We start from the raw sequence: 26,854 nt of genomic DNA, 5'->3' as shown, positions 1-26,854 counted from the left end.
TGAACCCGGGGCGCTCGCGCCGTCCCGCCGAGCCGTGGGCTGACACCCTGGGCGGGACGAAGGGATCCGCTCGTTGCCGCTGGGGGGCAGGCATGACGGTTGGGGAGGCCGCCGGCGGTGCCGTCGGGCGGGTGCCGCGGCACGTGGCCTGTGTGATGGACGGCAACGGGCGCTGGGCGGCGCGGCGGTCGTTGCCGCGTACGTCGGGTCACCGTGCGGCGGAGACGACGGTGATCGACGTCATCGAGGCGGCACGGACGGCCGGTGTGGAATGGCTGAGCCTGTACGCGTTCTCCACCGAGAACTGGCAGCGCCCGAGCGCCGAGGTCGACTTCCTGATGCGGCTGGTGCGCCGCGTCGTGCGCAAACACGCCCCGCTGCTGCACGTACGCGGGATCCGCTGCCGGTTCCTCGGCGTGGCGGATCCGCGCATTCCGCCGGCGCTGGCCCGGGACTTCGCCGATCTGATGACGCTGACCGGACAGAACCGGGGCATGACGCTGACCGTCGCGTTCGATCACGGCGGGCGCGGCGACATCGTGGCGGCGGCGCGGTCCCTGATCCGCAGCGGGGTGCCGGCCGAGGCCGTGGACGAGCGGAGCTTCGCCGCGCACCTGCCCTTTCCCGACACACCCGATGTGGACCTCGTCATCCGGACCTCCGGGGAGCAGCGCATCTCCAACTTCATGCTCTGGCAGGTCGCCTACGCGGAGTGGATGTTCCCGCCGGTCCTCTGGCCCGACTTCCGCGCGCCCCACTTCCTGGAGTGTCTGCACGCCTATCAGCAGCGCGACCGCCGCTTCGGTGGCGTGCCGCCGAACGCGAACGGAGAACGACCAGCGTGACCGCTACGGACAGCCAGTTCCAGGAGTTCTTCAACGATCCGCGCTGGGCGCCGGCCGTCCTCCGGGCGACCGTTCTGGAGGCCGCGCACCCACAGGTCGGCGCGGCCCTGCTCGACAGCTCGACGTTCGTGACCCACCCGTGGCGCCGGCTGCGCAACACGATCGTGAGTCTGCAGCGCATGTTCGGGCCCGACGACGAGGTGCGGCGCAGGGAGGCGGCGCGGCTCAACCGGCTGCACGCCCGGCTGAAAGGCACCGACGCGCACCAACGGCCCTACGACGCGCTGGATCCCGTGGTGCGGGCCTGGGTGGTCGCGACGCTCTTCGAGAGCAGCGTCACGATGTGCCGGCTCAGCGGGCAGCCGCTGGAGCAGACCGCGATGGAGCGGCTGTACGCCGGGTTCCGGGCGTATCTCGCCGCCCTGGACGGCGACGCGGACCGACTGCCGCCCACGGTGCGGGAGTTCTGGCCGTACTACGACCGGGTGGTGGAGGAGGAGCTGGAGAACACGGAGGCGATGCGGATCATCCTCTATCGGCTCCTCGACCATCTGCCGGCCCCGCCGCTGCTGCACGGTGTGCCCACCCTGTGGGCGGCCGGCCGCGCGATCGGCGGTCCGCTGCTGGGTGTGATCACCGTGGCGTCCCTCCCGGAGTCGTTCCGCCGGAAGGCGGGGCTGCCCGAACTGCCCGGTGCGCAGACCCTGATGCAGGGCGTCTATCTGGGCGCGGGCCTCGCCCGTTTCCTGCCGGAGGGCTGGATCCGGCCCGAGGCCGTCGTCGGCCTGCTCTCCCTCTCCCCCGACGGCGACGACCCCCGCGCCCGGACGATCAGCGCGCTGCGGGACCGGATGAAGCGGGCCGGGGCTCTGGTCCGGCTGCTCGCCCCGCTTCCGCCCGAGCCGGATCCCGGCGCCGGAACCGTGTCGCGGCGCGGCGTGGCGGAGTTCTTCACCGAGGTGCTGGACCAGACCGGGGACGGCTACCTGGACTGGCCCGATCTCGCCGCCATGGCACGGGAGATCGCGGGCCGTCTCGACCTGGACGAGCCGGCGGAGACGCGGCTGTACGACGCTTTCGCCGCATGGTGGCGGGAGCTGCAGGCGGCTCTCGACACCGACGGCGACGGCCGGGTCAGCGCCCCGGAGTACGCGGCGGCCGTGCCGTCCCTCGCCGGTCCCGCGCTGATCAGGGTCGCCGAGGTGCTCTTCGACGTCACCGACACGAACGGCGACCAGCGGGTGGACGCGGACGAGTACCGGACGCTGTTCCGCACTGGGTTCCGCCGGGACATGCCGGGCGCGGACGGCACGTACACGCGTGGGGCGTTCGTGCGGGACTTCCTGGCCTTCATGTCGGGCCGGGAGCGCTCGACGCCCTACGACCCGCTGCTCGCCGACGCCTGACCGGCGGCTCCGGTGCGGCGGTGAGCGGTCAGCCGAGGCCGAGGACGTCCAGGGTGCGCTCGGCCATGCGCCGCTCGCCGAGGGCGTTGGGGTGGACCGGGACCACGTTCTGGCCGAACAGGAGCGGCTCGGTCCACCGGGTGCCGACGGGCCGGCAGGCGTCGTGCCCGGCGGAGGCCTCGGCGAAGTCGACGTAGGTGGCCCCCGTCTCCTCGGCGGCGCGCCGGACCACGGCGTTGAGGTGCGCCTGGAGGGCGTGCAGGTACGGCACGTCGCCGGTGGCGACCGGCAGTCTGACGAAGCAGGAGGGGTCGCTGGTGGGCGGGGTGATCCACGGGTAGCCGAGCACCGTCACGCTGGCCCGGGGCCCCTTGGCGCGCACGCCGCGGAGCGCGGACGTCAGCGCGGGACAGGTGTGCGCGTCGATCTCGTCGTCGAAGGACGACCCGTACCGGTCCTTGCACGGGCTGCCCCGGCCACCGCTGAGGATGCCCGCGGTTCCGCACGCGGTGACGGCGTGGACGAAGGTGCCGTTGTCGTTGCCGCCGATCGTCAGGGTCACCAGGTCGGTGTCCGCGGTGACCGCGTCCGTCTGGGGGGCTACGCCGGGACACTGCGCCTCGGTGAAGTCCTTGGTCCGGGCGGCGCCGCAGGTGACGTCCCTCAGGCGCGCCGTCGTCCGGGCGGCGATGACATGGGCGTAGTTCGCCGTGGAGCGCAGACAGAGCGGGCTGGTGACGTCGACGGGGAGGACCCCGGAGGCGGCGCTGTAACTGTCCCCCAGGGCGGCGTAGTTCAGGGGTGTCGCGGCCTGGGCGGGAGTCGTGGTGAGGCCGAGGGCCAGCGCGCCGACGGCCGCGGAGGTCGCGGTGAGGACGCGGCGCAGGGCATGCAGGGGCATGTGGAGACAGCCGGGCATGGCGGTGCCGTGGGCGTGGTGGATCGCGAGAACGGGGCGGCTCGAACGAGCGGAAGGGGTGTGCGGGGCGGCCACGAGACGGCGGTACTACCGCTAGGTAATCTGAGGCCGCCGCCGCGCGGAGTCAACTTTGCCGACAGAACTTTTGAAAGACGGACGGCCTGATAATCCGTCCGCATCCGGGGCACCCGTACGGCAGGAGCACCACCTTCACCGGCTGGAGGCACGTCATGATCGCCCTCGGCATCATCCTGCTCATCATCGGCTTCCTCACAGGCATATCCATCCTGTGGACCATCGGCGTGATCCTGCTGGTGGTGGGAGCCATCCTGTGGATCATGGGGGCCATGGGCCACGCGGTCGCCGGACGGCGCCACTATTGGTGAGCGGCGACATGTGATCCCTCCGGCGGGTGCTGTCCTTCAGTACCCGCCGCGGCAGGGAATGAGCTGCGGCCCACCGGAGGGACGTCCGGCGGGCCGCGGGCGTGCGCGGGGAGTCCGGGCGGGGGCGTCGACCGTGCCTGAGCCGGCGGCCTCGGGGCCGAACCATGCCGCGGGTGGGGCGACTTCCCCGATGCCGGGGGCCGCGCACGGTGATGTGCCGAACGAGGACGCCGGTTCCCCCCTGCCGCAACACGTCGCACGGGACGACCGGGTGTCTCCGGGCCCCGCGCGCCGGGCCACTGTCGCGGAAGCGCCGCGGAATTGTCCGTGATCCGTAACAGCGGGATCCCCTGCCTGCCCCTCACCGTCCTGCCTGATGCCGAGCACATCGGCACGGCACAAGGCGGACACGGCAGGGGGCGGGACGGACATGGCGCGGCATGGCGGACGGGGATGGTACGGCCGGGTGATAGCGGCGGCGGTGGGGGTCACGGCGGTCGCCGCCGCCACCTCGGTGTGGTCCGCGCAGGCCGGCCAGAGCGGCGGCGGGTCCGCCGCACCGGGGGCCGCCCGGCCCGCCGCGCCCAAGGCGGCGCCCGTCTCCGTGGCCATCGCCCACGCCTCCGACCGCGGCGAGCACGCGGTCAACATCACCATCGACGACGGCCCGGACCCGGTCTGGACCCCGCAGGTGCTCCAGGTGCTGCGGGACAACGGCGTGAAGGCGACGTTCTGCATGGTCGGCACCCAGGCCCAGGCGCACCCGGATCTGGTCAGGCAGGTGGTGGCCGCCGGGCACCGGCTCTGCGACCACACCGTGTCGCACGACACCACCATGGACACCAAGTCCGAGTCCTACCAGGCGCAGCAGATCGTCGACGCGGAACGGCAGATCACCAAGGCGTCGGGGGGCGTCCGTCCGATGTACTACCGGGCCCCGGGCGGCGCCTTCACCCCGTACAGCCGGAAGCTGGCGGCCTCCCACGGTATGCGGCCCCTGGGCTGGAACGTCGACTCCAAGGACTTCGAGCGGCCGGGCAGCGCCGCGATCATCGCGACCGTCAAGGGCGAGCTCAAGAACGGGCCCACGATCCTCTTCCACGACGCGGGCGGCGACCGCTCCCAGACGGTGACGGCGCTGCGCACCCTGCTGCCCTGGCTGAAGCAGCAGGGGTACGCGTGCGGCTTCCCGGTGCGCTGAGACGGTACTCGTCCGCAGTCGGCGGCGCGGGCGGGTCCGGGCAGGCACTGAATCGATCATGGAGCCTCCAGGCCGCCTCCGACGTGCGAGGATGAAAGGATGGACATCCTCCGCAGGAACAACGTCCGCGTCTTCGGGCCGGAGTCCGGTCGGGCCATGGTCCTCGCACACGGTTTCGGCTGTGATCAGAACATGTGGCGCCTCGTGGCGCCCGGCCTGGCGCGGCACTTCCGGGTCGTGCTGTTCGACTACGTCGGCTGCGGCCGCTCCGACCTGGCCGCCTGGCGGGAGGAGCGCTACGCGACCCTGGACGGCTACGCCCAGGACGTGGTGGACGTGTGCGAGGAGCTGGACCTGCGGGACGCCGTGTTCGTGGGCCACTCGGTCAGCGCCATGGTCGGTGTCCTGGCGGCCGCGGGGGCCCCGGACCGTATCGGCTCTCTGGTCATGGTGTGTCCCTCCCCCTCGTACATCGACGAGGAGGGCTATCGCGGCGGTTTCACCGCGGCGGACATCCACGAACTGCTGGAGTCGCTGGAAGCCAATTACCTCGGCTGGTCCGCGGCCATGGCCCCGGTCATCATGGGCAACCCCGACCGGCCGGAACTGGGTGAGGAACTGGCCAACAGCTTCTGCGCCACCGACCCGGAGATCGCGCGCGTCTTCGCACGCACCACGTTCCTCTCCGACACCCGTCAGGACCTGAAGACGGTGACCGTCCCCACCCTCGTCCTCGAATGCGAGCAGGACGTGATAGCGCCCCGGGAGGTCGGCGCGTACGTCCACGCGGCCGTTCCCGGCAGCCGCCTGGTCACCCTGGCCGCCACGGGCCACTGCCCGCAGCTGAGTGCCCCGGAAGCCACCACCGGGGCCATCACCACGTTCCTGGAAGACCTGGCCTGATGTCTCCCTCCGGCCCGGCTCCCGGACCCCCTCGGGAGGCACGGCCACACATCGGTACGGATGTCACCGCCCTGCTGGAGGACAGCACGGAGGAGCTGTACGAGTCCGCCCCCTGCGGTTACCTGTCCACCCTGATGGACGGCACCATCGTCAAGGTCAACAGGACGCTGCTGGACTGGCTCGGCCTCGCCCGGGAGGAGGTCGTGCACCGCAGGCGCTTCACCGACCTGCTGACCGTGGGCGGCAAGCTCTACCACGAGACCCACTACGCACCGCTGCTGCGCATGCAGGGGCAGGTCGGTGGTATCGCGCTGGAGATGAAGGTCGCGGACGGGTCCCGGCTTCCGGTACTGATCACATCGACCGTGAAGCGCGGCGCCGACGGCCGTCCCCTGCTGGTGCGCACGACCGTCTTCGACGCCACCGACCGGCGTTCCTACGAGACCGAGCTGCTGCGCGCACGCCGCACGGCCGAGGAGGCCCTGCGCCAGGCGGAGGCCGACCGCGAGCAGCTGCGCGAGGCACTGGCGGTACTGCAGCAGAGTCTGCTCCCGGCCGGTCTGCCGACCGTGCCCGGCATGGAGACGGCCGCGTACTACCACACGGCCTCCCCGATACGGCTGGGCGGTGACTTCTACGACCTGTTCCCCCTCGGCGACGAGCGCTTCGCGTTCTTCCTCGGCGACGTCTGCGGAAAGGGCCCGCAGGCGGCAGCCGTCACCTCGCTCGTGCGCTACACCCTGCGCGCCGCGGCACTCCACGGTCTCGGTCCCGAAGCCGTGCTGTCCACCCTCAACGCCGCACTGCTCGAGCGGTACGCCGAAGGGGACCCGCGGTACTGCACCGCCGTCTTCGGCATCCTGGAACCCGCGGGGCAGAGCGTCGGCGTCCTGCTCGCCTCCGGCGGGCACCCGCCCGCGCTGCTGCTCCGGGCGGACGGCCGGGCCGAGTACCTGCCGACACCCGGCGGACTGCTGATCGGGGCCTTCCTCGAAGCCTCCTTCACGACCATCCGCACCACTCTCCACCCCGGCGACACCCTGTTGCTGTACACCGACGGCCTCACCGAGGCGCGTACGGGAGGAAAGAGCGGCCTGTACGGTTACGACGCGCTGCAGGCGTTCGCCACCGAGCTCGCCCCCGCTGCCCCGCGCACCGTGGTCGACGCCCTCATCCGTCTCCTTTTGAGCTTCGGCGACGGACTCGACGACGACACGGCTCTCCTGGCCCTGGGGCGCCCGCCTCACCCCGGCCGCTGAGCCTGGGACCATGGGCGTGTGAACGGGTATCCGGTGCGCGGCGGGGCCGAGCCGGTGGACGTGCTGGAGGTGGCGCCGACGGCCCGGACCGCGGTGGCCTGGCTGCCGCCGCCGGAGCTGTGGCCGGCGATCCAGGAGATCCGCTGGGAACACGATCCGCAGGTACGGCGGTGGCCGCCGCACGTGAACCTGCTGTTCGGTTTCGTGCCGGAGGAGGAGTTCGAGCGGGCCGTGCCGCTGCTCTCGGCGGGGGCGGCACGGAGTGCGGCGTTCCCGGCGCGGCTGGCCGGGGTGCGCTGGTTCCGGCACCGGCACTACGCGACGGTGTGGCTCGACCCGGCCGCGGCGGATCCGGCACCGTGGTCCCGGCTCCACCGGGAGCTGGAGTCGCGGTTCCCGCTGTGCCGGGGGCGCGGGGAGCGTTTCACCCCGCACCTGTCCCTGGGCCGCACCCGGAATCCGAAGGGGCTGGCCGCCGAGTGCGCCGCCCGGCTGGGCACGCTGTCGGCGGTGGTCGAGGAGGTGGTCCTGCTGTCCCGGCGGGACGAGGAGCCCATGCGGCCCCGGGCCGTGATCACCCTGGGCACGGGTGAGGTGCACCGGGCGCAGGAGGCCTGAGGGCCCGGTCCGGCACGGAAAAGGCGCCCCGGCCCGGGGGCGCCTTTCCTGGCGTGCCGGCCATAAGCACTCGATGACGCGACCTCGTGGCCGTGCAGGGCGCCGCGTGGCCGCCGGCTCTCCTGGGCGGGTCCCCGGTCCGGGCCGGCCGACCGCTCCGCGCGGCAGTGCGCGGGTCAGGGCAGCGGGGTGCCGCCGGTCGCGTTGAGGATCTCCGCTGTGATGAAGCTCGCCTGCGGGGACGCCAGATAGACGTAGGCGGGGGCGAGTTCGGCGGGCTGGGCCGGGCGGCCGAGCGGGCTCTGCTTTCCGAACTCCGCCGTGTCCGGCATGGTCGACGGGATGAGCGGGGTCCACACCGGCCCCGGTGCGACCGCGTTGACCCGGATGCCGCGCTCGGCGACCATCTGGGCCAGCCCCTGGGTGAAGGTGACGATCGCGCCCTTGGTCATCGCGTAGTCCAGCAGGTGCGGACTGGGCTTGTAGGCCTGCACCGACGTGGAGTTGATGACACAGCCCCCGGCCGGGATGTGCGGCAGGGCGAACTTGGTCAGCCAGAACATCCCGTACAGGTTCGTCCGCATCACCCGGTCGAACTGCTCGGTGCTGATCGCCTCGATGCCGTCCGGCTGGGACATCTGGTAGGCGGCGTTGTTCACGAGGACGTCGACGTGGCCGAACTCGGCGACCGCACGTTCGATCAGCGACCGGCAGTTGTCCTCGTCGCGGATGTCGCAGGACACGGGGATCGCCTTGCGTCCCGCCTCCTCCACCAGCCGGGCCGTCTCGCGGGCGTCGTCCTCCTCCTCGTCGAGATGGGTGAAGAGCACATCGGCGCCCTCGCGGGCGAAGGCGATCGCCACCGCCCGTCCGATGCCGGAGTCCCCTCCCGTGATCACCGTCCTCCGGCCGTCGAGACGTCCGGAGCCGCGGTAGGACTCCTCGCCGTGGTCGGGCGGCGGGTCCATCGGGCCGGTCCAGCCCGGATGCGGCTGGTCCTGGGAGGGAAAGTCGGGGCGGGCGTGCTGTGTGACCGGGTTCGGCCGGTCACCCCGCTGGTCCGTCACGGTGGCCTCCTGCGTCTCGGGGGACGGGACAGGCGACCGGGTTCCCTGCGCGCACCGGATGAAAAGCGCCCGTCCGGGTCAGGCCCTGGGCTCGCGGTGGCCGCCGGCGCGCAGGTGGTCCCTGCGGGCGAGGTTGTAGATCCGCAGGAGGTGCTTCGCCACGGCACAGGGCGCGGCGTCGACATGGCACTGACGGCACGTCCGCATGTGCTGCTCGTAGGTGAAGCGCGCGTTGTCCAACGCGTCGTTGACAGAAGACATCGACTTCTCCGGGCAGGGCGGCGTCGGGGATGGCGCCGAGTTGACTGACTGGTACACCCAGAGCAAGGGGATCATGTTACTGGCGGTACTGGGAAACTCGTACTGGCAAGGGCGGACGATTCAGGTCAGCGCCTCGTCCGGCGCCGGGTCCTCCACCCCGGTGGGGCACAGCCGGGATTCCGTGGCGAACTCGCCGACACGCCGGTGGTGTTGACGGTGACCGGTGGGCAGGCGGTGCTCCGGCGCCGTCGGGTCCCGGTTGGTAAGATCGTCGTACGGCATCGCGTGCCGGTCACCGGCCGGGTGAGGCATGGAGGTGCCGGGAGACTGCCCTCGGAGGCATTCCTCTCATGTCCGTCTAGTTGAACCACACCATCGTCCATGCCCGGGACAACCGGGAGTCCGCCACGTTCCTGGCACACATTCTGGGGCTGGAGGTCGGGCCCGAGTGGGGCCCGTTCGTCCCCGTCACGACGAGCAACGGGGTGACCCTGGACTTCGCCACCATCCCCGCGGAGTCGATCGTCATGCAGCACTACGCCTTCCTCGTCGCGGACGAGGAGTTCGACGCGGCCTTCGCCCGCATCCGGCAGGCCGGCCTCACCTACTGGGCCGATCCGCACGGAAAGCAGCCGGGTGAGATCAACCACCACCACGGCGGCCGGGGCCTGTACTTCCTGGATCCGGCCGGACACGGCATGGAGATCATCACCCGCCCCTACGACAGCCACCCGCAGCCGCCGCAGTCCTGAGGAAACGGCAGGCCAGGGCCCCGGCCCTGGCCTGCCCCGCCCGCTCCGCACGACGGGCCCACCCGACTGCCCGCCCACTCCACCCGACCGCCCGCCCACCCGACACACTGTGGTCATGAACGACTTCCCCCCGGTCCACCAGGACCCCGCTCCCGACCGGTACGGACGGCTGCGGGTGCGGGCCGACGACCTCTCGCCCGCCGACTGGCTCACCGCCCGCGGGCCGGGGCCGGCCGCCATGGGAACGGTCGCGGGTGTCGCGGCGCCGGGCTTCGCCGCCTACGCCCGGATCCTGCACCCGGCCCGGCTCGGCGAGCGGCCGGTGCGCTGGTCCACCGTGGCCGCCGCACAGGGCACGCGCATCACGCCGGTCACCCGCTGGCACGAGGTCATCGGGGCGGACCCGGACCACGTCAACCGCTCCGACCTCGGTCTGCCCGGCGTGTGGGACGAGCATCCCGGCGAGGGTCCGACCCCTCCGGAGGTGGCACGGGCGCTGCTGCCCGTGCTGGCCCGGCACACCGGGACCGCGCAGGAGTGCTGGTTCGGGCTGTGGAGCGGATACGGCCGCTGGGACTGGGAGCGGTTCCCGACGTTCGAGACGCCGGGCCGGGACGAGGTGCTGCTGGCCGGCCGGCTGGCCGACGCCGTCTCCCCCGTGTCCCTGGACGAGTTCGCCGAGCTTCCCGGTCTGTGGTGGCCGCAGGACCGCGCCTGGTGTCTGGGCGGAGACGTGGATCTGGCCAGCACGTACGTCGGCGGTTCACCGGAGCTGATCGCCGACCTGCTGGCCGCGCCGGACCTGGAGGCGTGTCCGGTGCACCCGGACGATCCGGTCGGCTGAGCGCTCCGAAACATTTCGCCCCGAACCTCGAATGATGCGAGGGGTATTGACGCCCTGTCACCCCCTCCTATCATCCAGAGCATCCGGGACGCCGACCATCGTTCGGTATGTCAAACGGCCGTTCATCCCTTCCCGGCATGTCATGCGCATGACATAACGACGCCCGCAACGATCACCCGTACGAGGAGAACCATGAAGTGTCCCCGAAGGCCCGGCCGACGCCTGGCCTCCCTGTTAGGCACGTTCGCCGCCGTCACCCTCGTTGTGACCGGGACGGCCGACGCCCGGCCCGCACCCGTCAAAGCGAGCACCCTCGGTGCCCAGGCCGCCCGGTCCGGGCGGTACTTCGGCACCGCGGTGGCCGCCGGAAGGCTGGGCGACGGGACGTACACCGCGATCCTGGACCGGGAGTTCAACGCGGTCACGCCCGAGAACGAGATGAAGTGGGACGCCACGGAGCGCTCCCGGGGCTCGTTCTCCTTCGCGGCCGCCGACCAGATCGTCAGCCATGCCGTCGCACACGGGCAGCGCGTGCGGGGCCACACCCTGGTCTGGCACTCCCAGCTGCCCGGCTGGGTCGGCTCGATCTCCGACGCCACGACCCTGCGCGGTGTGATGCGCTCTCACATCACCACCGAGATGGGCCACTTCAAGGGCAAGGTGTACGCCTGGGACGTGGTGAACGAGGCGTTCGCCGACGGCGGCAGCGGAGCGCGCCGCGCCTCCGTGTTCCAGAACGTCCTCGGCGACGGCTTCATCGAGGACGCCTTCCGCACCGCCCGCTCGGCCGATTCCGCGGCCAAGCTCTGCTACAACGACTACAACATCGAGAACTGGTCGGATGCCAAGACCCAGGCCGTGTACCGCATGGTGCGCGACTTCAGGTCCCGTGGCGTGCCGATCGACTGTGTCGGCTTCCAGAGCCACTTCGGCTCGTCCGGGCCGCCCGCGAGCTTCGGGACCACCCTGGCGAACTTCGCGGCTCTCGGCGTGGACGTGCAGATCACGGAGCTGGACATCGCGCAGGCACCGGCGACCGCGTACGCGAACACGGTGAAGGCCTGCATGAACGTGGCGCGCTGCACCGGCATCAGCGTGTGGGGCATCCGTGACAGCGACTCGTGGCGCAGCGGGGAGCACCCGCTGCTCTTCGACGCCGCAGGGAACAAGAAGGCCGCGTACGGCGCGGTGCTGTCCGCGCTCGGTGGCAGCGTGGCCGCGCCGTCCGCCGCGGCCGCGCTGCCGTCGAGCTTCCGCTGGTCCTCCGGCAGGCAGCTGATCGCCCCCAAGCCGGACGCGACCCACAACATCGCCGGCATCAAGGACCCGTCCGTCGTCTACTACAACGGCAAGTGGCACGTGTTCGCCAGCGTGGCCGGCGCCTCCGGCTACAACCTCGTCTACCTGAGCTTCAGCGACTGGTCCCAGGCCGGCTCGGCCACCCACCACTACCTCGACCGCACGGCGATCGGCAGCGGATACCGGGCCGCGCCCCAGGTGTTCTACTACGCACCGCAGAAGCTGTGGTACCTCGTCTACCAGACGGGCAACGCGTCGTACTCCACCAACGCGGACATCAGCAACCCGAACGGCTGGAGCGCGCCGCGCAACTTCTACGCGTCGATGCCCGACGTCATCAGGCAGAACATCGGCAACGGCTACTGGGTCGACATGTGGGTGATCTGCGACAGCGCCGACTGCTACCTGTTCTCCTCCGACGACAACGGGCACCTCTACCGCTCGCAGACCACCGTCGGCCAGTTCCCGAACGGGTTCACGAACACCGTCATCGCCGCGCGGGACGCCGACAAGTACGCCCTGTTCGAGGCGAGCAACGTCTACAAGGTGCAGGGCGGCAACCAGTACCTGCTGCTCGTGGAGGCGATCGGTTCCGACGGGCGGCGCTACTTCCGCTCCTGGACCTCCGGCAGCCTCGCCGGCTCCTGGAGCCCGCTGGCCGCGTCCGAGAGCAATCCGTTCGCGCGGGCGAGCAACGTGAGCTTCCCGTCGGGCGCCTGGACCAGGGACATCAGCCACGGCGAGATGATCCGCGCCGGGTACGACCAGACGCTGACCGTCCCCGCCTGCAGGCTCCAGTACCTCTACCAGGGCCTGGACCCGAACGCGGGCGGTGACTACAACAGCCTGCCGTGGCGGCTCGGCCTGCTCACGCAGACCGGCTCCGCCTGCTGAACGGCCGGAAGCGGGACGCCGCCCGGAGCGGCGTCCCGCCTTCGCTCACCGTCGCGCACCGGCCCAGGGGTTCACGACGCTCCCGCCGAAGGTCACCACGAGGTGGCCGTCGGAGGCGGTGCCGGACCACCTGGTTCACGACGATGTCGTCGCCGACCTTGTAGCCGTGGGAGTCGACGGTGCCGTCGCTCAGGGTGCCGTTGCCGTAGGACAGGGAGTACTCGGGATGCGAGTGGTCCAGGGGGGTGTTCCCGCCGCTCGGTACCGTGAGGGGAGTTGGGGCGCTACTCGCCGGGAGCGAGGGTGCGGGCCACGACGGCCGCCGCGTCGGCGATCAGCGCCTGGTTCACGGGGGCGTCCGGGGTCGTCTTGCAGGACAGGACGGCCAGCACGAGCGGGGTCCGCCGGGTCGTCCAGGCCACGCCGATGTCGTGGGCGCTCGCGTAGTCACCGGTGCCGGTCTTGTCCGCCACGACCCAGTCCTGCGGCAGCCCCTTGCGGAACCGCTCAGCGCTGGTCTTGTTGCCCTTCAGCCAGGTGACGAACCGCTCTCGGTCGGCGTCGGCCAGCGCCCGGCCCAGGGTGACGTGCTCAAGGCTCGCGGCGATCGCCTCCGGGGTCGTGGTGTCGCGGGGGTCCCCGGGGATCGCGGTGTTCAGCTCCGGCTCCCACCGGTCGAGCCGGCTCACCCCGTCGCCGAGCGACCGGTGGAAGCGGGTGAGACCGGCCGGGCCGCCCACCTCCCGGAGCAGCAGGTTGCCGGCCGCGTTGTCGCTGTACTGGATGGCCGCCGCGCACAGGTCGGCCACCGTCATGCCGGTCGCGAGATTCTCCTCGGTGCGCGGCGAGTTGGGCAGGATGTCGTGCGGCGGGTAGTGCACCACCCGGTCCAGCGGCGCACAGCCACCGTGGTCGCGCAGGACCGCCGCGGCGGCGAACGCCTTGAAGGTCGAGCACATCGCGAACCGCTCCGCCGCCCGGTGGGTCACGGTCCGCCCGGTGCGGACGTTGCGCGCGTACACACCGAGCCGGGCGCCGTAGCGCCGCTCCAGCTCGGCCAACTCCGCCTGGCCGGCGCGTACTCGTGCGTCCGGTGCGGCGGACGCGGACGGTGCGGAGAGCGCCGTGGCGGTCAGCGCGGCGCCGGTGACCGCGAGGCCGGCCTGGAGCAGGCGGCGGCGCGGCAGCGGGGTGGGGCGGTCGGTACTGGTCATGGGTGTGGTCCTCCGAGGTCGTCCGGCGTCGGTGTCGATCTCCGACGGAAGCAGCGAAACAGCAGGCGGGCGCCCATGTCCAAGAGGACACTTTGAAGATCGCATTCCTTATTGATATGAGTGCCTGGTGGATCTCCTGGCACATCTCGAGGCGTATGTGGCGACGGCGGAGGAGGAGAGCTTCTCCCGGGCGGCCGACCGGCTCGGCATCGCCCAGCCGCTGCTCAGCCGCCGTGTCAAGACGTTGGAGGAGCACTTCGGCGGCCTGCTGTTCGACCGGTCCCGGCGGCAGACCGCGACGACCGAACTGGGTGTGCTGCTGCTCCCGTACGCCCGGGACGTACTGGACAGGGCCCAGCGGCTGCGGCAGGTCGCCCGCTCGGCCCGGCGGTCCCGCGTGCGTGCCGTCGGCGTGCCCACGGACTGCGCCCCGGCCGCGCTGGCCCGGGCCCTCCGCGCCGGCACCGAGCACGGGATCACCCTCGGCATGCGCGAACTGCCGCCCAGGGAACGGGTTTCCGGACTGGCCGACGGCTCGCTCGGATACGCGCTGGTGCGCGCCACCCCGGAACACGCGGCGTTCCGGGCGCCGTTGGGACTGGCGTCGGCGGCGGCGCAGGACGGAACGGCCAGGAACCGGGTCCACCTCGAAGAGCTGCGGCCGCGCCGCACGCGCGCCGCCACACCCACCGCGCCACCGCCCCTGCTGCTCCTGACAGAGGATCAAGTGCCGTACTTCGAGGAGAGACTGGCGAGGACGGCCGCTCGGGCCGGGCTGCCCGAGGACCGGATCCGGCCGGCCGGGACGGCGGCCACCGCACTCGCCGAGACGCTGGCCGGGAGCGCGCTGCTGCTGTGCACCGAACCGTTCGCCCGGCAGCACGGAGCCCACTGGACACCCCTGGCCGACCGCACCCTGCACCGGGGGTACGACGTGAGCGCCGCCCCGGGCCGAAGCGGCGCGGGCGAGGTGCCGGGCTGGCTGGCCGCGCTGCTCGCGGCGGCCGTGGGCGCGGTAGCCGCCCGGCGCGGCGAGCCGGCACCCGGGGCCGGGAACGAGGACCTCCGCGCACGGCTGGCGGCGCGCGGATGAGCGCGCCAGCGGTCCACCACCCGGTGTACGCCGGGGACGACGGCGCCCTCCTGGACGTCGCCGAGGCGATCGCCACGGACTGGGCGGCCCTCGGCGTCCGCGGCTCCTTCCTCGCCCGCAACCTCGACACCGGAGAGCAACTCGGCTTCGACATCGAGGTGCCGACGCCGTTGGCCTCGGTGGTGAAGGTCCCGCTCGCGCTCGCCGTGCTGGAGCGGATCGCGACCGGAGACCTCGACCCGGCGCTCCCGGTGACTGTGGACCCGGGCACGAGCAGCGTCGGTCCGACCGGGCTCGCCGCCTTCCGGCACCCGGCCACGGTGGCCGTGGCCGATCTGGTCCTGCTGATGCTGTCGGTGAGCGACAACGCCGCCGCCGACGCGCTGCTCGATCTGGTCCCGGTGGCGGACGTGGACGCGCGACTGCGGGCATGGGGGTGCGACGGCATCCGGATGCGGCACCGGATGAACCACCTGTACGAGTGCGCCGCCGGTGCCGCCGGCAACGACTTCTCCCTCGCGCTGGAGCTGGCCGTCCGGGACGAGCGCGCGGGCCGGCACACCATCGAGACCCTGGACCCGGCCCACGCCAACGCCGGCTCGGCCGCGGCGCTCGTAGGACTGCTGCGCCGCGTGTGGTGCGACGAGATCGCCGCTCCCCCGGCGACGGCGGAGCTGCGCCGGCTCATGGGACTCCAGGTCTTCACGCAGCGGCTGGCGGGCGAGTTGCGCACGGACACCCTGCGGTGGAGCGGCAAGACCGGTACGTTTCTGCACCTGCGGCACGAGATCGGGGTGGTCGAGGCGGAGTCCGGGGAGCGGGTGGCGATGGCAGCGCTGACCCGTTCGGTCCGCAGGGCGGGACTCGCTGCGGACATCGACCTCGCGATCGCGGCGGCGGGGCGGGAGGCGTTCGAGGCGCTGCGGGGGTGAGGACGGCGGTGGGGTCGGCGCCGTCGCGGGTAAGGGCCGTGGGCAGCTGTGTGGTTGGGCAGACCTCGGGAGAGGGTGGGCGAGGACGTCGCGCTTGCGTGGGGTGAGGGAGGGGCGGGGGTTGCGCAGGCGGGACATGACACGGTCGGCCACCGGGGGTGAGAGCGCCGGGCGGCCCTGGGCGGCGGCGTGGATCGCCGTGAACTGGTCCTCGGCGCGGGCGGCCTTCAACAGATATCCGGTGGCGCCCGCCTCGACGGCGCGGGTGACGTCGGCGTCGGTGTCGTACGTAGTGGTCTCCGCGCCGTCGATGCCGTCGCCCAGTTGCAGGTCCACCAGGACGACGTCCGGGGCGGTCCTGCGGGCGAGGGCGAGCGCTGTGCAGGACGGCCAGCAGCCCGGCGGGTACGACGGCGTGGTCGTCGCAGCCGAGCAGGACGGCCCGCAGTCGTACGAGTCCGCGCAGCGCAAGGCGTTCACCGCGGTGTCCTGGAACGCGCCGACCTCGGAACTGGCCGGGCGGCTGGCGCAGGCGCCGAACCGGAAGGACATCCCGGGCACGCTGTTCCTCGCGGGCGGCACGCCGGTGACCGCCCAGGGCGCTCCCGTCGCGGGCATCGGCGTCGCGGGCGCTCCCTCGGGCGACCTGGACGAGCGGTACGCGGGGGCGGGCGCGGCGGTGCTCGGCCGCTGATCCCGGACGGCCGGCCCGGGCGCACGGCCCTAGGCTCCAGGGGCAGCGGAAACGTCCCGTCCGGCTCCCGGAGCGGCAGGACGTCCGGTCCGCCCCGCGGGGCTGACCGGACGTCCTGTTCAGTGCGTCGGGAGGGTCAGACGAGGTCGAACCGGTCCGCGTCCATGACCTTGCTCCAGGCGGCGACGAAGTCCTTGACGAACTTCTCCTTCGCGTCGTCGGCGGCGTAGACCTCGGCGAGCGCGCGCAGCTCGGAGTTGGAGCCGAAGACCAGGTCGGCACGGCTGCCGGCCCACTTCACCTCGCCGGTGGCGGCGTCGCGGCCCTCGAACGTGGTCTGGTCCTCGGAGGTCGCCTTCCACGTCGTGCCCAGGTCGAGCAGGTTGACGAAGAAGTCGTTCGTGAGGACGCCGGGCGTCTTGGTCAGGACGCCGAGCTGCGACTGCTGGTGGTTGGCGCCGAGGACGCGCAGGCCGCCGACGAGCACCGTCATCTCGGGGGCGCTCAGGCTCAGCAGGTTCGCCTTGTCGAGCAGCAGGTACTCGGCCGGCAGGCGGTTGCCCTTGCCGAGGTAGTTGCGGAAGCCGTCCGCGGTCGGCTCCAGCGCCTCGAAGGACTCGGCGTCGGTGTGCTCCTCGGTCGCGTCGACCCGGCCCGGGGTGAAGGGCACCTCGATCTCGAAGCCGGCTTCCTTGGCGGCCTTCTCCACGCCGGCGGCACCGCCGAGGACGATGAGGTCGGCCAGGGAGACCTTCTTGGCGCCGGAGGAGGCGTTGAACTCCTGCTGGATGTTCTCCAGGGTGCGCAGCACCTGCGCCAGCTGGTCGGGGTCGTTGACCTCCCAGCCGCGCTGCGGGGCGAGGCGGATGCGGGCGCCGTTGGCGCCGCCGCGCTTGTCGCTGGCGCGGAAGGTGGACGCGGAGGCCCACGCGGTGGTGACCAGCTGGGACACCGACAGGCCCGACTCCAGCAGCTTGGTCTTCAGGGTGGCGATGTCCGCCCCGTCGATCAGCTCGCCCTCGCGCTCCGGCAGCGGGTCCTGCCACAGCAGGGTCTCCTGCGGGACCTCCGGGCCGAGGTACAGCGACTTCGGGCCCATGTCACGGTGGGTGAGCTTGTACCAGGCGCGGGCGAAGGCGTCCGCGAACTCGTCCGGGTTCTCGTAGAACCGGCGGGAGATCGGCTCGTAGATCGGGTCGAAACGCAGCGCCAGGTCGGTGGTGAGCATCCGCGGGCGGTGCTTCTTCGACGGGTCGTGCGCGTCCGGGATGATCTCCGGGGCGTTCTTGGCCACCCACTGGTGGGCGCCGGCCGGGCTCTGCTCCAGCTCGTACTCGTACTCGAAGAGGTTCTTGAAGAACCCGTTGCTCCACCGGGTCGGCGTGGCGGTCCAGGTGACCTCCAGGCCGGAGGTGATGGCATCCCCGCCCTTGCCGGTGCCGTAGGTGCTCCGCCAGCCCAGGCCCTGCTCCTCCATCGAGGCGGCCTCGGGGTCGGGGCCGACGTGGTCCGCCGGGCCGGCACCGTGGGTCTTGCCGAAGGTGTGACCGCCGGCGATGAGGGCGACGGTCTCCTCGTCGTTCATCGCCATGCGGCGGAACGTCTCACGGATGTCGCGGGCCGCGGCGATCGGGTCCGGGTTGCCGTTCGGGCCCTCCGGGTTGACGTAGATGAGGCCCATCTGGACGGCGCCGAGCGGGTTCTCCAGCTCGCGGTCGCCGGTGTAGCGCTTGTCGTCGAGCCAGGTGGTCTCGGGACCCCAGTAGACGTCCTCCTCGGCCTCCCAGACGTCCTCGCGACCGCCGCCGAAGCCGAAGGTCTCGAAGCCCATCTGCTCCAGGGCGACGTTGCCGGTGAGGATCATGAGGTCGGCCCAGGAGATGCTCTGGCCGTACTTCTTCTTCACCGGCCACAGCAGACGGCGGGCCTTGTCGAGGTTGCCGTTGTCCGGCCAGCTGTTGAGCGGGGCGAAGCGCTGCTGGCCGGCGCCGGCGCCGCCGCGGCCGTCGCTGATGCGGTAGGTGCCCGCGCTGTGCCAGGCCATACGGATCATCAGCGGCCCGTAGTTGCCGAAGTCGGCGGGCCACCAGTCCTGCGACGTGGTGAGCACCTCGGCGATGTCCCGCTTCACGGCCGCGAGGTCCAGGGCCTTGAAGGCCTCCGCGTAGTCGAATTCCTCACCGAGGGGGTTGGCCACGGCCGGGTTCTTGGCGAGGATCTTCAGGTTGAGCCGCTCCGGCCACCACTGGCGGTTGCCGCCGCCCTGGGTCGGGTGCAGGGCCCGGTCATGCGCGACGGGGCAACCGCCGCTCCCCTCCTCCGACTTCGCGTCTGTGACGATCGCGTCGTGGTTCTCAGTCATGGCAATCCTTCCGAACTGTGCGGAACTCGGTGCTCAGGAACTGCGGCCGGTGGAACAGTCGGGGCACACGCCCCAGTACACGACCTCGGCCTCGTCGATGGCGAAGCCGTGGTCGTCCGCGGCGGTCAGGCAGGGCGCGTCGCCGACGGCACAGTCGACGTCGGCGACGGCACCGCAGGACCGGCAGACGATGTGGTGGTGGTTGTCGCCCACGCGCCCCTCGAACAGGGCCGGATGGCCGGCCGGCTCGATACGGCGCACGAGACCCGCGGCGGTGAGCGCGTGCAGGGCCTCGTAGACGGCTTGCACGGAGATGTGGCCCACGCGATCGCGGACTCGGGCGGCGATCGCCTCGACGCCGAGGTGGTCGCCGTCCCGGACGGTCTCCAGCAGCGCGACGCGGGCTGCCGTCACGCGCAGGCCGGCACCGCGGAGTTCCTCGGCGGTGGTCGGTCTCGGGGAGGCGGTCATGACGGCGAACCTATCCTCATAAACACGAGAGGTTCAAGAAAACGAACAATGCAATTTTGGCCACGTGCCGTCGCCTGCCGTCCATCTCCCGGCCGGGGGCGACACCCGCCGGAAGATCTGCTCGCACGTTGCCTCCGCACGTCCGCGTCCGGCGGGCGTGGCCGGTCCGATGGGCGCGGCCGGAGCGGCCGTCGGTGGGAGACTGAGACTGAGCCCTGGCCATGCACGCATCATGTGACCCCGGGCGGACGACGGCCGCGCGGCGAGCCGAACGGTCCTCCGAACAGACGACCCCGGCGCACTGTGCACGGCCGTCCACGCACGAGCCGCCCGGCCGGCGCCGGCGTGCACGGCGGCGACTCGTTCCCGGTGGCGGTGAGGTGCATCCTTGGGGACTCACCTCGGCCCGGCGCATTCACCTCGGGCCCGGTGCCTCCTCCGGGAACAGGCCTCGTGCCTGACGCGAGCTGTCCCGGTAGCGGCGGGCCAGGGCGTGGAAGGCCTGCTTCGGTTCCCAGTGCCAGCCGGACTCCGGGTCGTCCGGGCGGTCCTTGACGGTCCTGGTGATGGCGTAGCTCGCCATGTCGAGGTCGTGCCGCGGGTCGTCCGGGCGGTACGGGGCGTCCGGGCTCACGAACTCGTAGGCCATCGCCGCGTACAGGTCCACCGTGGAGAACACGTCGAGGAGTTGCGTGAGGTAGGCCGCCTGCGTGCGCTCGCTGCGGACCAGGTCGCCCTTGATCTCCTCGGGCTTCTTGTCGTGGTCGACGACGTCCCAGCCCATCCCGCCGGCCTCGGGCGCCCCGACGTAGGCGCAGGTGCCGAACTCGGTGACGGCCACCGGCTTGCCCCACCGCAGATGGCGGCTCAACTCCCTTACGTGGTCGGCAGGATCGGGGAAGTACGAGTAGTAGTCGATACCCACGATGTCGAAGAGGCGCCAGTCGACCTCGTCTTCCTGGGCGGCGGCATAGCCGAGCCGGCCGTGGAAGACGGACCGGCCGACCGCGGCGGCCGTCGCCGTGAAGCGGTCCAGGCGGCGCTGCATCGCCACGGGGTCCACCCGGCCGGCCAGCAGGTTCCGGATGCGCTCGAAGGCGGTGTCGCCGGGTACGATCCCGGGCACGTACAGCCAGAACTCACAGCCCACGCTGAGGTCCACCGCCGCTCCCTGCCGGCGCAGCCGCTCCGCGAACCGGCCGGTCTCGGCGAGGTGTTCCAGGATGTCCCGCTCCGGTACGTCGCCGAGCGTCGGCTGGAGCCAGACGCGCAGACCCCGTTCGGCCGCCTCGGCGGCGGTGGCCGTGAGTCGTTCCACCCCATCCCCCGTCACGTCGACGGTGTCGGCGTACAGCTCGTCGCGGATGACCCGGAGGTCCGCCCGCATGCGGGCCGCGCTGAACGCCGTACCCGGTGTCTCGCCCTTGCCCACGGTGTACACGACCCCGCGGTGGCGCAGTCCGCGGTGCGCGCCCCCGGCGGGGCCGGACGGCAGCACGGCGGCGGCCCCGGCCCGGCCGGACGGCAGCACCGCCGCGGCCAGCCCCGCGGACGCCAGGCCGGCCAGGAACTGTGTTCGCTTGATCCCCTTGCTTCTCTGCATGCCGTCACCCTGCCGGGCCCGGCCGCACGGCGCCGTCCGCCGACGGTCTGCGGAACGGGTCCGAAGGGTGGGAATCCGTCGCCGAAAGTCGCGCCGCGCCCCCCGGGCGAACAGCCTCGAACCGCACAGGAACGCCTTCCGGTGAGAAACTCGGACTCCGTCGTGAAGTGGCCGTCGAGAGGGGCGCTGGTGGACCTGGACACCGTCGCCGACGAGCTGTACGGGCTGCGGCCGGAGGACTTCGTGGCCGCCCGCGACCAGCGCGCCCTGGACGCCCGCAAGGCCGGTGACCAGGCCCTCGGCAAGAAAATCGGCGCGTTGCGGCGGCCGAGCCTGGCCGCCTGGGTCAGCAATCTGCTGGTGCGCCGGCAGTCGGAGGAGATCGAGCCGCTGCTCCGCCTCGGCGAGGAGCTGCGGCGCGCGCACCGCGAGCTGGACGGGGCCCGGCTGCGCGGACTCGCCCGGCGGCAGAACGAGGTGATCGGCGCACTGGGACGCCAGGCCCGGCGGCTGGCCGCGGAGGCCGGGCATCCGGTGGGCGAGGGCGTCCAGCGCGAGGTCGAGGAGACGCTGCACGCCGTCCTCGCCGATCCGGAGGCCGCGCGGGAGTGGGCGGCGGGCCGGCTGGTCAAGCCGCTGCGTTCGACGGCCGGGTTCCCGGCGGCCGACGAGACCCTGCTCGCCCGCCGGCCCGCACCCGAGCCGGAGAAGCCCGCGCGCGGCAGGGGCCGTACCCGGGAGGAGGACCGCCGGCAGGACGAGGAGCGCCGTCGGCGCCTGGCCGAGGCCCGCGAGGCCGAGCGGGAGCTGAGCGCCCGGCAGGAGGAGGCCGACGCCGCCGGGCGGGCGGTGGAGGAGGCCGGGACCCGGGTCGCCGAGGCGGAGGGGCGGGTCCGCGAGCTGCGGGAGCAACTGCGGCACGCCGAGGAGGAACAGCGGCAGGCGCGGGCCGGTGAACAGGACGCGCGGGAACGGGCACGGCAGGCCGACCGGGCCGTCCGCGAGGCCCGACGCCGGGCCGGTACGGCCGCCGCACGGGTGGACCGGCAGGCCCCGGCCGGCCGGGCCCGTGGCCGCCGGGACGAGGCGCCCGGATAACCGGTGGAGCGGCGCCGTCGAGCGCCGCTACCGTGCTGCCGGACCGAGTCGTCTGATGAAGGACGTGCCGTTGTACACGGTGTGAGACCTGAAACCGGTGTACTTCTGTGCTCAACACCTGGGTCGTCACGCCCGCCTTCCTGCCGCTCGTGCTCCGCCGTTGCCACACGTGCGCGTCAGAGCGCTTCCGGACAAGCGGACCGCGAAGTTCACGGTCCTGGAGCGGATGAACGTGCGCTCCGTACGACCCGGGCTGCTGGACCGGCTGCACGACGACGATCCCGGCCTGGCAGCCGAGCTGCTCCAGGACCCGGCCGTACGGCGCCGCAATCGCATCGCCCTCGACTGGGACGGATCCTGGCGTCTCGACACCGGCGGAACGGATCACCTGGACGCCGAGGCGATCGACGTCTCGGTGCGCTTCGCGGCGAGGATCCCCGTCCGGCCGGTACGGCTGATCGCCGAGGGCTGTGGTCTTTCACGGGCCGAGGCCGAGAGACTGATCACGGAGGGGAAACTCGTCTCGGCGGTCCGGCTGAGCGACAGGCTCTCCGGCGACTTCACCTTCACGCTCAAGCGCTGAGTCCTTCTCGGGTGCGGGGACGATCGTCCGTCCGCAGCCCCGCGTAGGCAACCGCCCTTCACGGGCCCGACCCCGGCCGGCGACCACGCCGACCGGGGTCTTCGGCCGCGTGGGAAGCGTCCGTCCCAGGCGGGCGAGGGGCGACAGGGCCATCAGTGCCGGAGACAGCAGCATGCCTGCGGCTGTCACCAGGAGACCGGTGCGTGTCCCCCACGCCTGCGCGAGAAGGCCGCCGAGCAGCGAGCCGAGCGGGGTCAGCCCCATGCCGGCGAAGCTGATCGTCGCGGCCGCACGGCCCTGCATCCCGTCCGGGGTGACGGTCTGCCGGACCGCCATGACGGTGACGTTCACCAGCTGACCGAACGTCCCGAACACGAAGTTCACGGCAAGGAGCGCGGGAACCGTCACCGCGGAGGGGCCGTGCAGGGCCGGCACGATCAGGAACACGCCGTCGCCGAATGCTGCGGCGGCCACGAGCACAGTGCCGTGTCCGAAGCGGCTCGGCACCCGGGCGGCCAGCAGCGAGCCGAGGAGGGCGCCCGGCCCCGTCGCCGCGAGTGCCAGCCCGACGGCGGTGCCCGACAGGTGCAGTTCCCGGGTCAGGAACAGCAGATAGACGGTCATCACGGCCGCGAAGAAGAGCTGGAAGGCGGCTGACGCGAGGCACACGGTCCGCAGCAAGGTGTCGCCCGCGACGAAGCGGAGGCCCTCGTGGATCCGCCGCCACACCCGAGGGGGACGCTCGGAGCGTTCCGGGACGTGCTCGCGGCGGCCGATCCGTCGGATGGACAGGAACGACAGCGCGAAGAACGCCGCGCCGGCGGCGGCTGCGACCGGCGCCGACAGCACGGACACCAACGCACCGCCGAGGGCAGGGCCGCCGATCTGTGCGGCGGACCGGCTGCCCTCCAGCGCGCTGTTGCCCCGCACCAGCTGGTCGCGCTCTACCAGCCGTACCAAAGACGCCTGGTACGCCACGTCGAAGAACACGGACAACGACCCGACGGCGAACGCGGCCACGAGCAGCGTCGGCAGGCCGAGCCCGCCGAGGAGACCGGCCACGGCGGCGGCGCCCAGCGCCAGGGCCCGGCCGGCGTCCGTCAGCGCCATCACCGTACGGGTCCGCCACCTGTCCACCCACGCGCCGGCGAAGAGCGACAGCAGCAGGATCGGTGCCTGCCCCACCGCGCGCAGGGCGCCCAACTGACCGGCACCGGCGTCGAGCGTCAGGACGGCGAAGAGCGGCAGGACCACCAGACTCGCATGTTCGCCGAGTTGGGAGGCCGTCTGGCCCACCCAGAGCCGGCGGAAGTCGCCGTCCCGCCACAGGCTTGACGGAACAGGCAGACCGGAATCGGATGCAGCGGAGGAAGAGGACGGCACAGGAACCCCTCGGACGACGGAAGGCGAGACCCGCCCGCCGGCGCGTGCCGGATGCGCCGACGAGTTCGGGCAGCGGGAGAGGGCCGATCAGCGTGGGGGCAGCCGGGCTCAGGCTGCTCCGGAGCCGCCCTGTCCGGCGAGCCAGATCCGCAGCGGACCGACCGGCTCGAAGCCGTGGCGTACGGCGGCCTCCAGGCCGTCTCCGTGCTCGTAGCCGACCACCGGCGAGTCCGGGAACAGCCGGTGTACCGCTGCCAGTACGCCCGGCCAGGCCGCGTCCGGACCGCCGTCCGATGCGAAGACGTTGGAGATGCCGACCACCTGGTCGCTGCGGCTCGCCACCGCTCCGGCGACCACCCGGCCGCCCGGGTCCCGCCCGGCGAGCACGAAGGTGGCCAGGTCGTCGAGCAGTTCGGGCCGGAAGAGGTCCGCGTCGCCGTCCCCGTCGTCCCACGCGAGCGCCCAGGCGCGCAGCGTGTCCGGCGTGTCGGCCACGGCCCACGCGAGAGCGGACGCGGTGGCGGGTGGACTCGCCGCGCGATGGATCCACTGCGCCTCGAACAGGACCTGGAAGCCGGCCTCGGTCAGATCGAGGTCGGCGAAACTGTCCTTGACGGAGGCGCCCGGCGCGGCGGTGTCGATACGCGCCGCCAGCACGGCCGGGTCAGCGCCCGGCGCCAGCGTCACGGCGTCGGGGTAGTACCGCGGTGTGCGGGCCGGGGCCGCCCAGGCCTCCGCTCCGAACTCGCCCACCAGGCCGTGCGATCGGCTCATCACCGCGCACCACTCGGCGTTGTTACGGGCGGCGGCCCGCACCATGAACTGCCTCGGCGTTGTCACGAGCGGATCATTGCCTGTTGCGGGCGGTGCGGCGAACGCTTTTCCGGTGCACGGCAACGAACCCCACACCCGCGGGCGTACCGGACGGCTCGGGTTGCGGCCTGCCCCGCCCGGGGCTGTCGAGCGCCCCCGTCACCGTGGCGGACCGCATCACTCGTGCGGGTGCACCGGGTCCCGCCGTCCGTGGCATACACCGCGGTCCGTCGTTCGGCAGCAGTGTGATGTTTGCCATGCGAGGTGATGGATCTCGGGTGAACGGGCAACGTACCCCTTCATGCCCCACGCGAACCCCCAGCGGCAGGTGATGTGATGACCACGGCGACGACCCCGGCCCTCCGGACGCCGCCCGCCCGGACCGGCGCGGCCACCGCCGGGTCCCCCGCACCGGCCGCCGCGCCCTCCCTGCCGTCTCTGACCGGGCTGCGCTGGATGGCGGCGCTGCTGGTGTTCGGCCTGCACGTGAACAACTTCGGCTACTTCGGCGGCACCGGTGGCCGCCTCGTGACGTGGGCCTTCGGCGCCGGCGCCACTGGAGTGTCGTTCTTCTTCGTGCTGTCCGGATTCGTGCTGACCTGGTCGGCGCGGCCCCGCGACCGCGCGCTCGCCTTCTGGCGGCGGCGCATCGCGCGTATCTACCCGGTGCATCTGGCCACTCTCACCATCGCGTTCGTCATGGCGTACACGCTGGCCCACCAGGCCCGGCCGACGGCGAAGCAGGCGCTGGCGAACGTGCTGCTGGTGCACTCCTGGCGGCAGCCGTGGTGGCAGACCCTGAACCCGGTCAGCTGGTCCCTGGCCTGCGAGGCGTTCTTCTACGCCGCCTTTCCGCTGCTGTTCCTGCTGCTGCGCCGGCTGGGGGTGCGCGGCTCGATCGCTCTGGGCGGGCTGTCCGTGGCGGCGGTCCTGGTGCTGGCCTGGGCGGACGCCCACCACTGGTGGACCCACCCGATCTACTCGTTCCCCGCCGCACGGCTGCCCGAGTTCGTGCTCGGCGCGGTCACCGCCCGGCTGGTGCTGCTCGGCCGCTGGCGCGGGCCCGGGCTGGAGGCATCGCTCGCCCTGGCCGTCATCGGCTACTTCATGGTCCCGCAGGTCACGCCCGGCTACTCCGCCACCGTGTGCACCCTCACCGGCTTCACCCTGCTCATCCCCGCGGCGGCCGTCGCCGACCTGCACGGGCTGCCGTCCCTGTGGCGGCGCCGGCGGACGGTACGGCTCGGGGAGCTGTCGTTCGCGTTCTACATGATCCACCTGCTGGTGCTGCGCGCCGGGACGGAGCTGCTGGGCAAGAAGCCGCATTTCGGCGCCCTGGCGGGGCTGACGGTCACCGCGGCCGCGTTCACCGTCTCGCTCGGCCTGTCCTGGCTGCTGTACGAGGCGGTGGAGCGCCCGGCACGGCGCCTGCTGCTGCGCCGCCGCCGGCCGGCCCCGCTGCCGGACCCGGTACCGGCCTGCCGGGAGGCCCCGGCAGCGACGCACGACTGAGGGGCGCCCGGCTGGTGGCGATGCGGCGGCAGCGGCTCGGCAAGCGCACCGCCCGTCTCTCCCTCCGCCGCGCCTCGCGACACTCGCCACGTCACCCGCTGCACTCCATGGCCCCCTCGCCCTCCCTCGCCCGCGCCCCGCGTCACCCGGTGCGCCCCGTGGCCACCCCGCGCGCCGCTCACCGGCCGGTCGCACGCGCGGGTGACGTCGGCAACAGCGAGGAGAGTCCCGCGCCATTCGGGGTAGGCGGCTTCCGACACCGGGCCGGCGGCGCCCGCCGACGAGCCGGCACCGGTCGAACGCGCGGAAGGAGCCGAGTCGACGTGCCCGGGAAGCAGACCAGGGAGGTCGTACGACCCACGCTCCCGCATGCCGTGCGCCCCCGTCATCGCGACCGCCCGGCCGGGACGGAACCCGGTGCTCCGGCCGTGCAGCGGCCCGG

24 protein-coding genes and 2 pseudogenes are annotated in these 26,854 nt (G+C 72.5%); 16 read left to right on the top strand and 10 right to left on the bottom strand.

The window, feature by feature from the left end; all coding sequences use genetic code 11:
- Positions 1-92: 92 nt before the first annotated feature.
- Together uppS and S1361_RS36350 are read left to right on the top strand one after the other, a co-directional pair.
- Positions 93-845, top strand: a complete 753-nt coding sequence (gene uppS / locus S1361_RS36355; protein WP_208036076.1) for a polyprenyl diphosphate synthase — start codon at positions 93-95, stop codon at positions 843-845.
- Positions 842-2,251, top strand: coding sequence for an oxygenase MpaB family protein (locus S1361_RS36350; RefSeq protein ID WP_208036075.1), 1,410 nt, complete (start codon positions 842-844; stop codon positions 2,249-2,251). Before uppS ends, S1361_RS36350 begins: the two co-directional genes overlap by 4 nt.
- A 28-nt stretch (positions 2,252-2,279) precedes the next feature.
- Here the strand turns inward: S1361_RS36350 and S1361_RS36345 are convergent, their stop codons facing one another.
- Positions 2,280-3,152 carry an SGNH/GDSL hydrolase family protein gene (locus tag S1361_RS36345; RefSeq protein ID WP_208036074.1) on the bottom strand — a complete coding sequence of 291 codons (873 nt, stop codon included), beginning with the start codon at positions 3,150-3,152 and terminating at the stop codon, positions 2,280-2,282.
- A 248-nt stretch (positions 3,153-3,400) separates the two neighbouring features.
- Between S1361_RS36345 and S1361_RS36340 the strand changes: the two genes are divergently transcribed.
- The 5 genes from S1361_RS36340 to S1361_RS36320 all read left to right on the top strand — a co-directional run bounded on the left by S1361_RS36340 (position 3,401) and on the right by S1361_RS36320 (position 7,537).
- Positions 3,401-3,556: a DUF6131 family protein gene (locus tag S1361_RS36340; protein WP_189979180.1), complete on the top strand. Its 156-nt coding sequence runs from the start codon at positions 3,401-3,403 to the stop codon at positions 3,554-3,556.
- A gap of 430 nt (positions 3,557-3,986) precedes the next feature.
- Complete coding sequence (locus S1361_RS36335) at positions 3,987-4,757, top strand: polysaccharide deacetylase family protein (protein WP_208036932.1); 771 nt, start codon at positions 3,987-3,989, stop codon at positions 4,755-4,757.
- 99 nt (positions 4,758-4,856) lie between these two features.
- A complete protein-coding gene (locus S1361_RS36330) occupies positions 4,857-5,660 on the top strand; it encodes an alpha/beta fold hydrolase (protein WP_208036073.1) in 804 nt (267 codons plus the stop codon).
- Positions 5,657-6,919, top strand: coding sequence for a PP2C family protein-serine/threonine phosphatase (locus tag S1361_RS36325; RefSeq protein ID WP_425088121.1), 1,263 nt, complete (start codon positions 5,657-5,659; stop codon positions 6,917-6,919). The genes S1361_RS36330 and S1361_RS36325 overlap by 4 nt, the downstream gene beginning before the upstream one ends.
- Positions 6,920-6,937: 18 nt before the next feature.
- The gene (locus S1361_RS36320; protein WP_208036071.1) at positions 6,938-7,537 is read left to right on the top strand and encodes a 2'-5' RNA ligase family protein; all 600 of its coding nucleotides are present in this window, start codon (positions 6,938-6,940) and stop codon (positions 7,535-7,537) included.
- Positions 7,538-7,713: 176 nt separating this feature from the next.
- On the opposite strand, the gene S1361_RS36315 is transcribed toward S1361_RS36320, so the two are convergent.
- The 3 genes from S1361_RS36315 to S1361_RS36305 all read right to left on the bottom strand — a co-directional run bounded on the left by S1361_RS36315 (position 7,714) and on the right by S1361_RS36305 (position 9,177).
- Complete coding sequence (locus S1361_RS36315) at positions 7,714-8,604, bottom strand: SDR family oxidoreductase (protein ID WP_208036070.1); 891 nt, start codon at positions 8,602-8,604, stop codon at positions 7,714-7,716.
- A 78-nt stretch (positions 8,605-8,682) separates the two neighbouring features.
- Complete coding sequence (locus tag S1361_RS36310; protein WP_208036069.1) at positions 8,683-8,865, bottom strand: hypothetical protein; 183 nt, start codon at positions 8,863-8,865, stop codon at positions 8,683-8,685.
- 120 nt (positions 8,866-8,985) lie between these two features.
- A complete protein-coding gene (locus S1361_RS36305) occupies positions 8,986-9,177 on the bottom strand; it encodes a hypothetical protein (RefSeq protein WP_208036068.1) in 192 nt (63 codons plus the stop codon).
- 50 nt (positions 9,178-9,227) lie between these two features.
- Here S1361_RS36305 and S1361_RS36300 point away from each other — a divergent pair, with 50 nt between their 5' ends.
- The 3 genes from S1361_RS36300 (at position 9,228) to S1361_RS36290 (ending at position 12,654) form a co-directional block, all read left to right on the top strand.
- Complete coding sequence (locus S1361_RS36300; RefSeq protein WP_208036067.1) at positions 9,228-9,617, top strand: VOC family protein; 390 nt, start codon at positions 9,228-9,230, stop codon at positions 9,615-9,617.
- 115 nt (positions 9,618-9,732) lie between these two features.
- Entirely contained in the window at positions 9,733-10,461 is a 729-nt protein-coding gene (locus S1361_RS36295; protein WP_243769424.1) for a hypothetical protein, read from the top strand.
- Positions 10,462-10,653: 192 nt separating this feature from the next.
- Complete coding sequence (locus tag S1361_RS36290) at positions 10,654-12,654, top strand: glycoside hydrolase (protein ID WP_208036065.1); 2,001 nt, start codon at positions 10,654-10,656, stop codon at positions 12,652-12,654.
- A gap of 284 nt (positions 12,655-12,938) precedes the next feature.
- Here S1361_RS36290 and bla read toward each other — a convergent pair whose 3' ends face one another.
- Entirely contained in the window at positions 12,939-13,868 is a 930-nt protein-coding gene (bla, locus tag S1361_RS36285) for a class A beta-lactamase (protein WP_208036064.1), read from the bottom strand.
- 127 nt (positions 13,869-13,995) lie between these two features.
- Here bla and S1361_RS36280 point away from each other — a divergent pair, with 127 nt between their 5' ends.
- The 3 genes from S1361_RS36280 (at position 13,996) to S1361_RS36270 (ending at position 16,587) form a co-directional block, all read left to right on the top strand.
- Complete coding sequence (locus S1361_RS36280) at positions 13,996-14,961, top strand: LysR family transcriptional regulator (protein ID WP_208036063.1); 966 nt, start codon at positions 13,996-13,998, stop codon at positions 14,959-14,961.
- Positions 14,958-15,893: a serine hydrolase gene (locus tag S1361_RS36275; RefSeq protein WP_208036062.1), complete on the top strand. Its 936-nt coding sequence runs from the start codon at positions 14,958-14,960 to the stop codon at positions 15,891-15,893. The genes S1361_RS36280 and S1361_RS36275 overlap by 4 nt, the downstream gene beginning before the upstream one ends.
- 136 nt (positions 15,894-16,029) lie before the next feature.
- Complete coding sequence (locus S1361_RS36270) at positions 16,030-16,587, top strand: GlcG/HbpS family heme-binding protein (protein WP_208036061.1); 558 nt, start codon at positions 16,030-16,032, stop codon at positions 16,585-16,587.
- Between the two features lie 136 nt (positions 16,588-16,723).
- Here S1361_RS36270 and katG read toward each other — a convergent pair whose 3' ends face one another.
- The 3 genes from katG to S1361_RS36255 form a co-directional block, all read right to left on the bottom strand.
- Positions 16,724-18,949 carry a catalase/peroxidase HPI gene (gene katG, locus S1361_RS36265; RefSeq protein ID WP_208036060.1) on the bottom strand — a complete coding sequence of 742 codons (2,226 nt, stop codon included), beginning with the start codon at positions 18,947-18,949 and terminating at the stop codon, positions 16,724-16,726.
- Between the two features lie 33 nt (positions 18,950-18,982).
- Positions 18,983-19,420 (bottom strand): Fur family transcriptional regulator, encoded by a 438-nt coding sequence (locus S1361_RS36260; RefSeq protein ID WP_208036059.1) that lies wholly within the window; start codon positions 19,418-19,420, stop codon positions 18,983-18,985.
- Positions 19,421-19,835: 415 nt separating this feature from the next.
- The gene (locus tag S1361_RS36255) at positions 19,836-21,023 is read right to left on the bottom strand and encodes an abortive phage infection protein (RefSeq protein ID WP_208036058.1); all 1,188 of its coding nucleotides are present in this window, start codon (positions 21,021-21,023) and stop codon (positions 19,836-19,838) included.
- Positions 21,024-21,164: 141 nt separating this feature from the next.
- Between S1361_RS36255 and S1361_RS36250 the strand changes: the two genes are divergently transcribed.
- Positions 21,165-22,121, top strand: a complete 957-nt coding sequence (locus S1361_RS36250) for a hypothetical protein (protein WP_243769423.1) — start codon at positions 21,165-21,167, stop codon at positions 22,119-22,121.
- Positions 22,122-22,228: 107 nt separating this feature from the next.
- Positions 22,229-22,704 (top strand): annotated as a pseudogene (locus S1361_RS36245) (DUF1062 domain-containing protein).
- Positions 22,705-22,815: 111 nt separating this feature from the next.
- Here the strand turns inward: S1361_RS36245 and S1361_RS36240 are convergent.
- Positions 22,816-24,087, bottom strand: a pseudogene (locus tag S1361_RS36240) (MFS transporter); the annotation flags it as partial.
- A gap of 108 nt (positions 24,088-24,195) precedes the next feature.
- Positions 24,196-24,927 (bottom strand): hypothetical protein, encoded by a 732-nt coding sequence (locus S1361_RS36235; protein WP_208036057.1) that lies wholly within the window; start codon positions 24,925-24,927, stop codon positions 24,196-24,198.
- A 309-nt stretch (positions 24,928-25,236) separates the two neighbouring features.
- Here S1361_RS36235 and S1361_RS36230 point away from each other — a divergent pair, with 309 nt between their 5' ends.
- Entirely contained in the window at positions 25,237-26,412 is a 1,176-nt protein-coding gene (locus S1361_RS36230) for an acyltransferase family protein (RefSeq protein WP_208036056.1), read from the top strand.
- Positions 26,413-26,854: the final 442 nt, after the last annotated feature.

Origin of the sequence: Streptomyces cyanogenus (assembly GCF_017526105.1) — a bacterium.
GTDB lineage: Bacteria > Actinomycetota > Actinomycetes > Streptomycetales > Streptomycetaceae > Streptomyces > Streptomyces cyanogenus.
The sequence above is the reverse complement of the archived record's forward strand: the minus strand, read 5'-3'. Positions and strand labels throughout refer to the sequence as shown.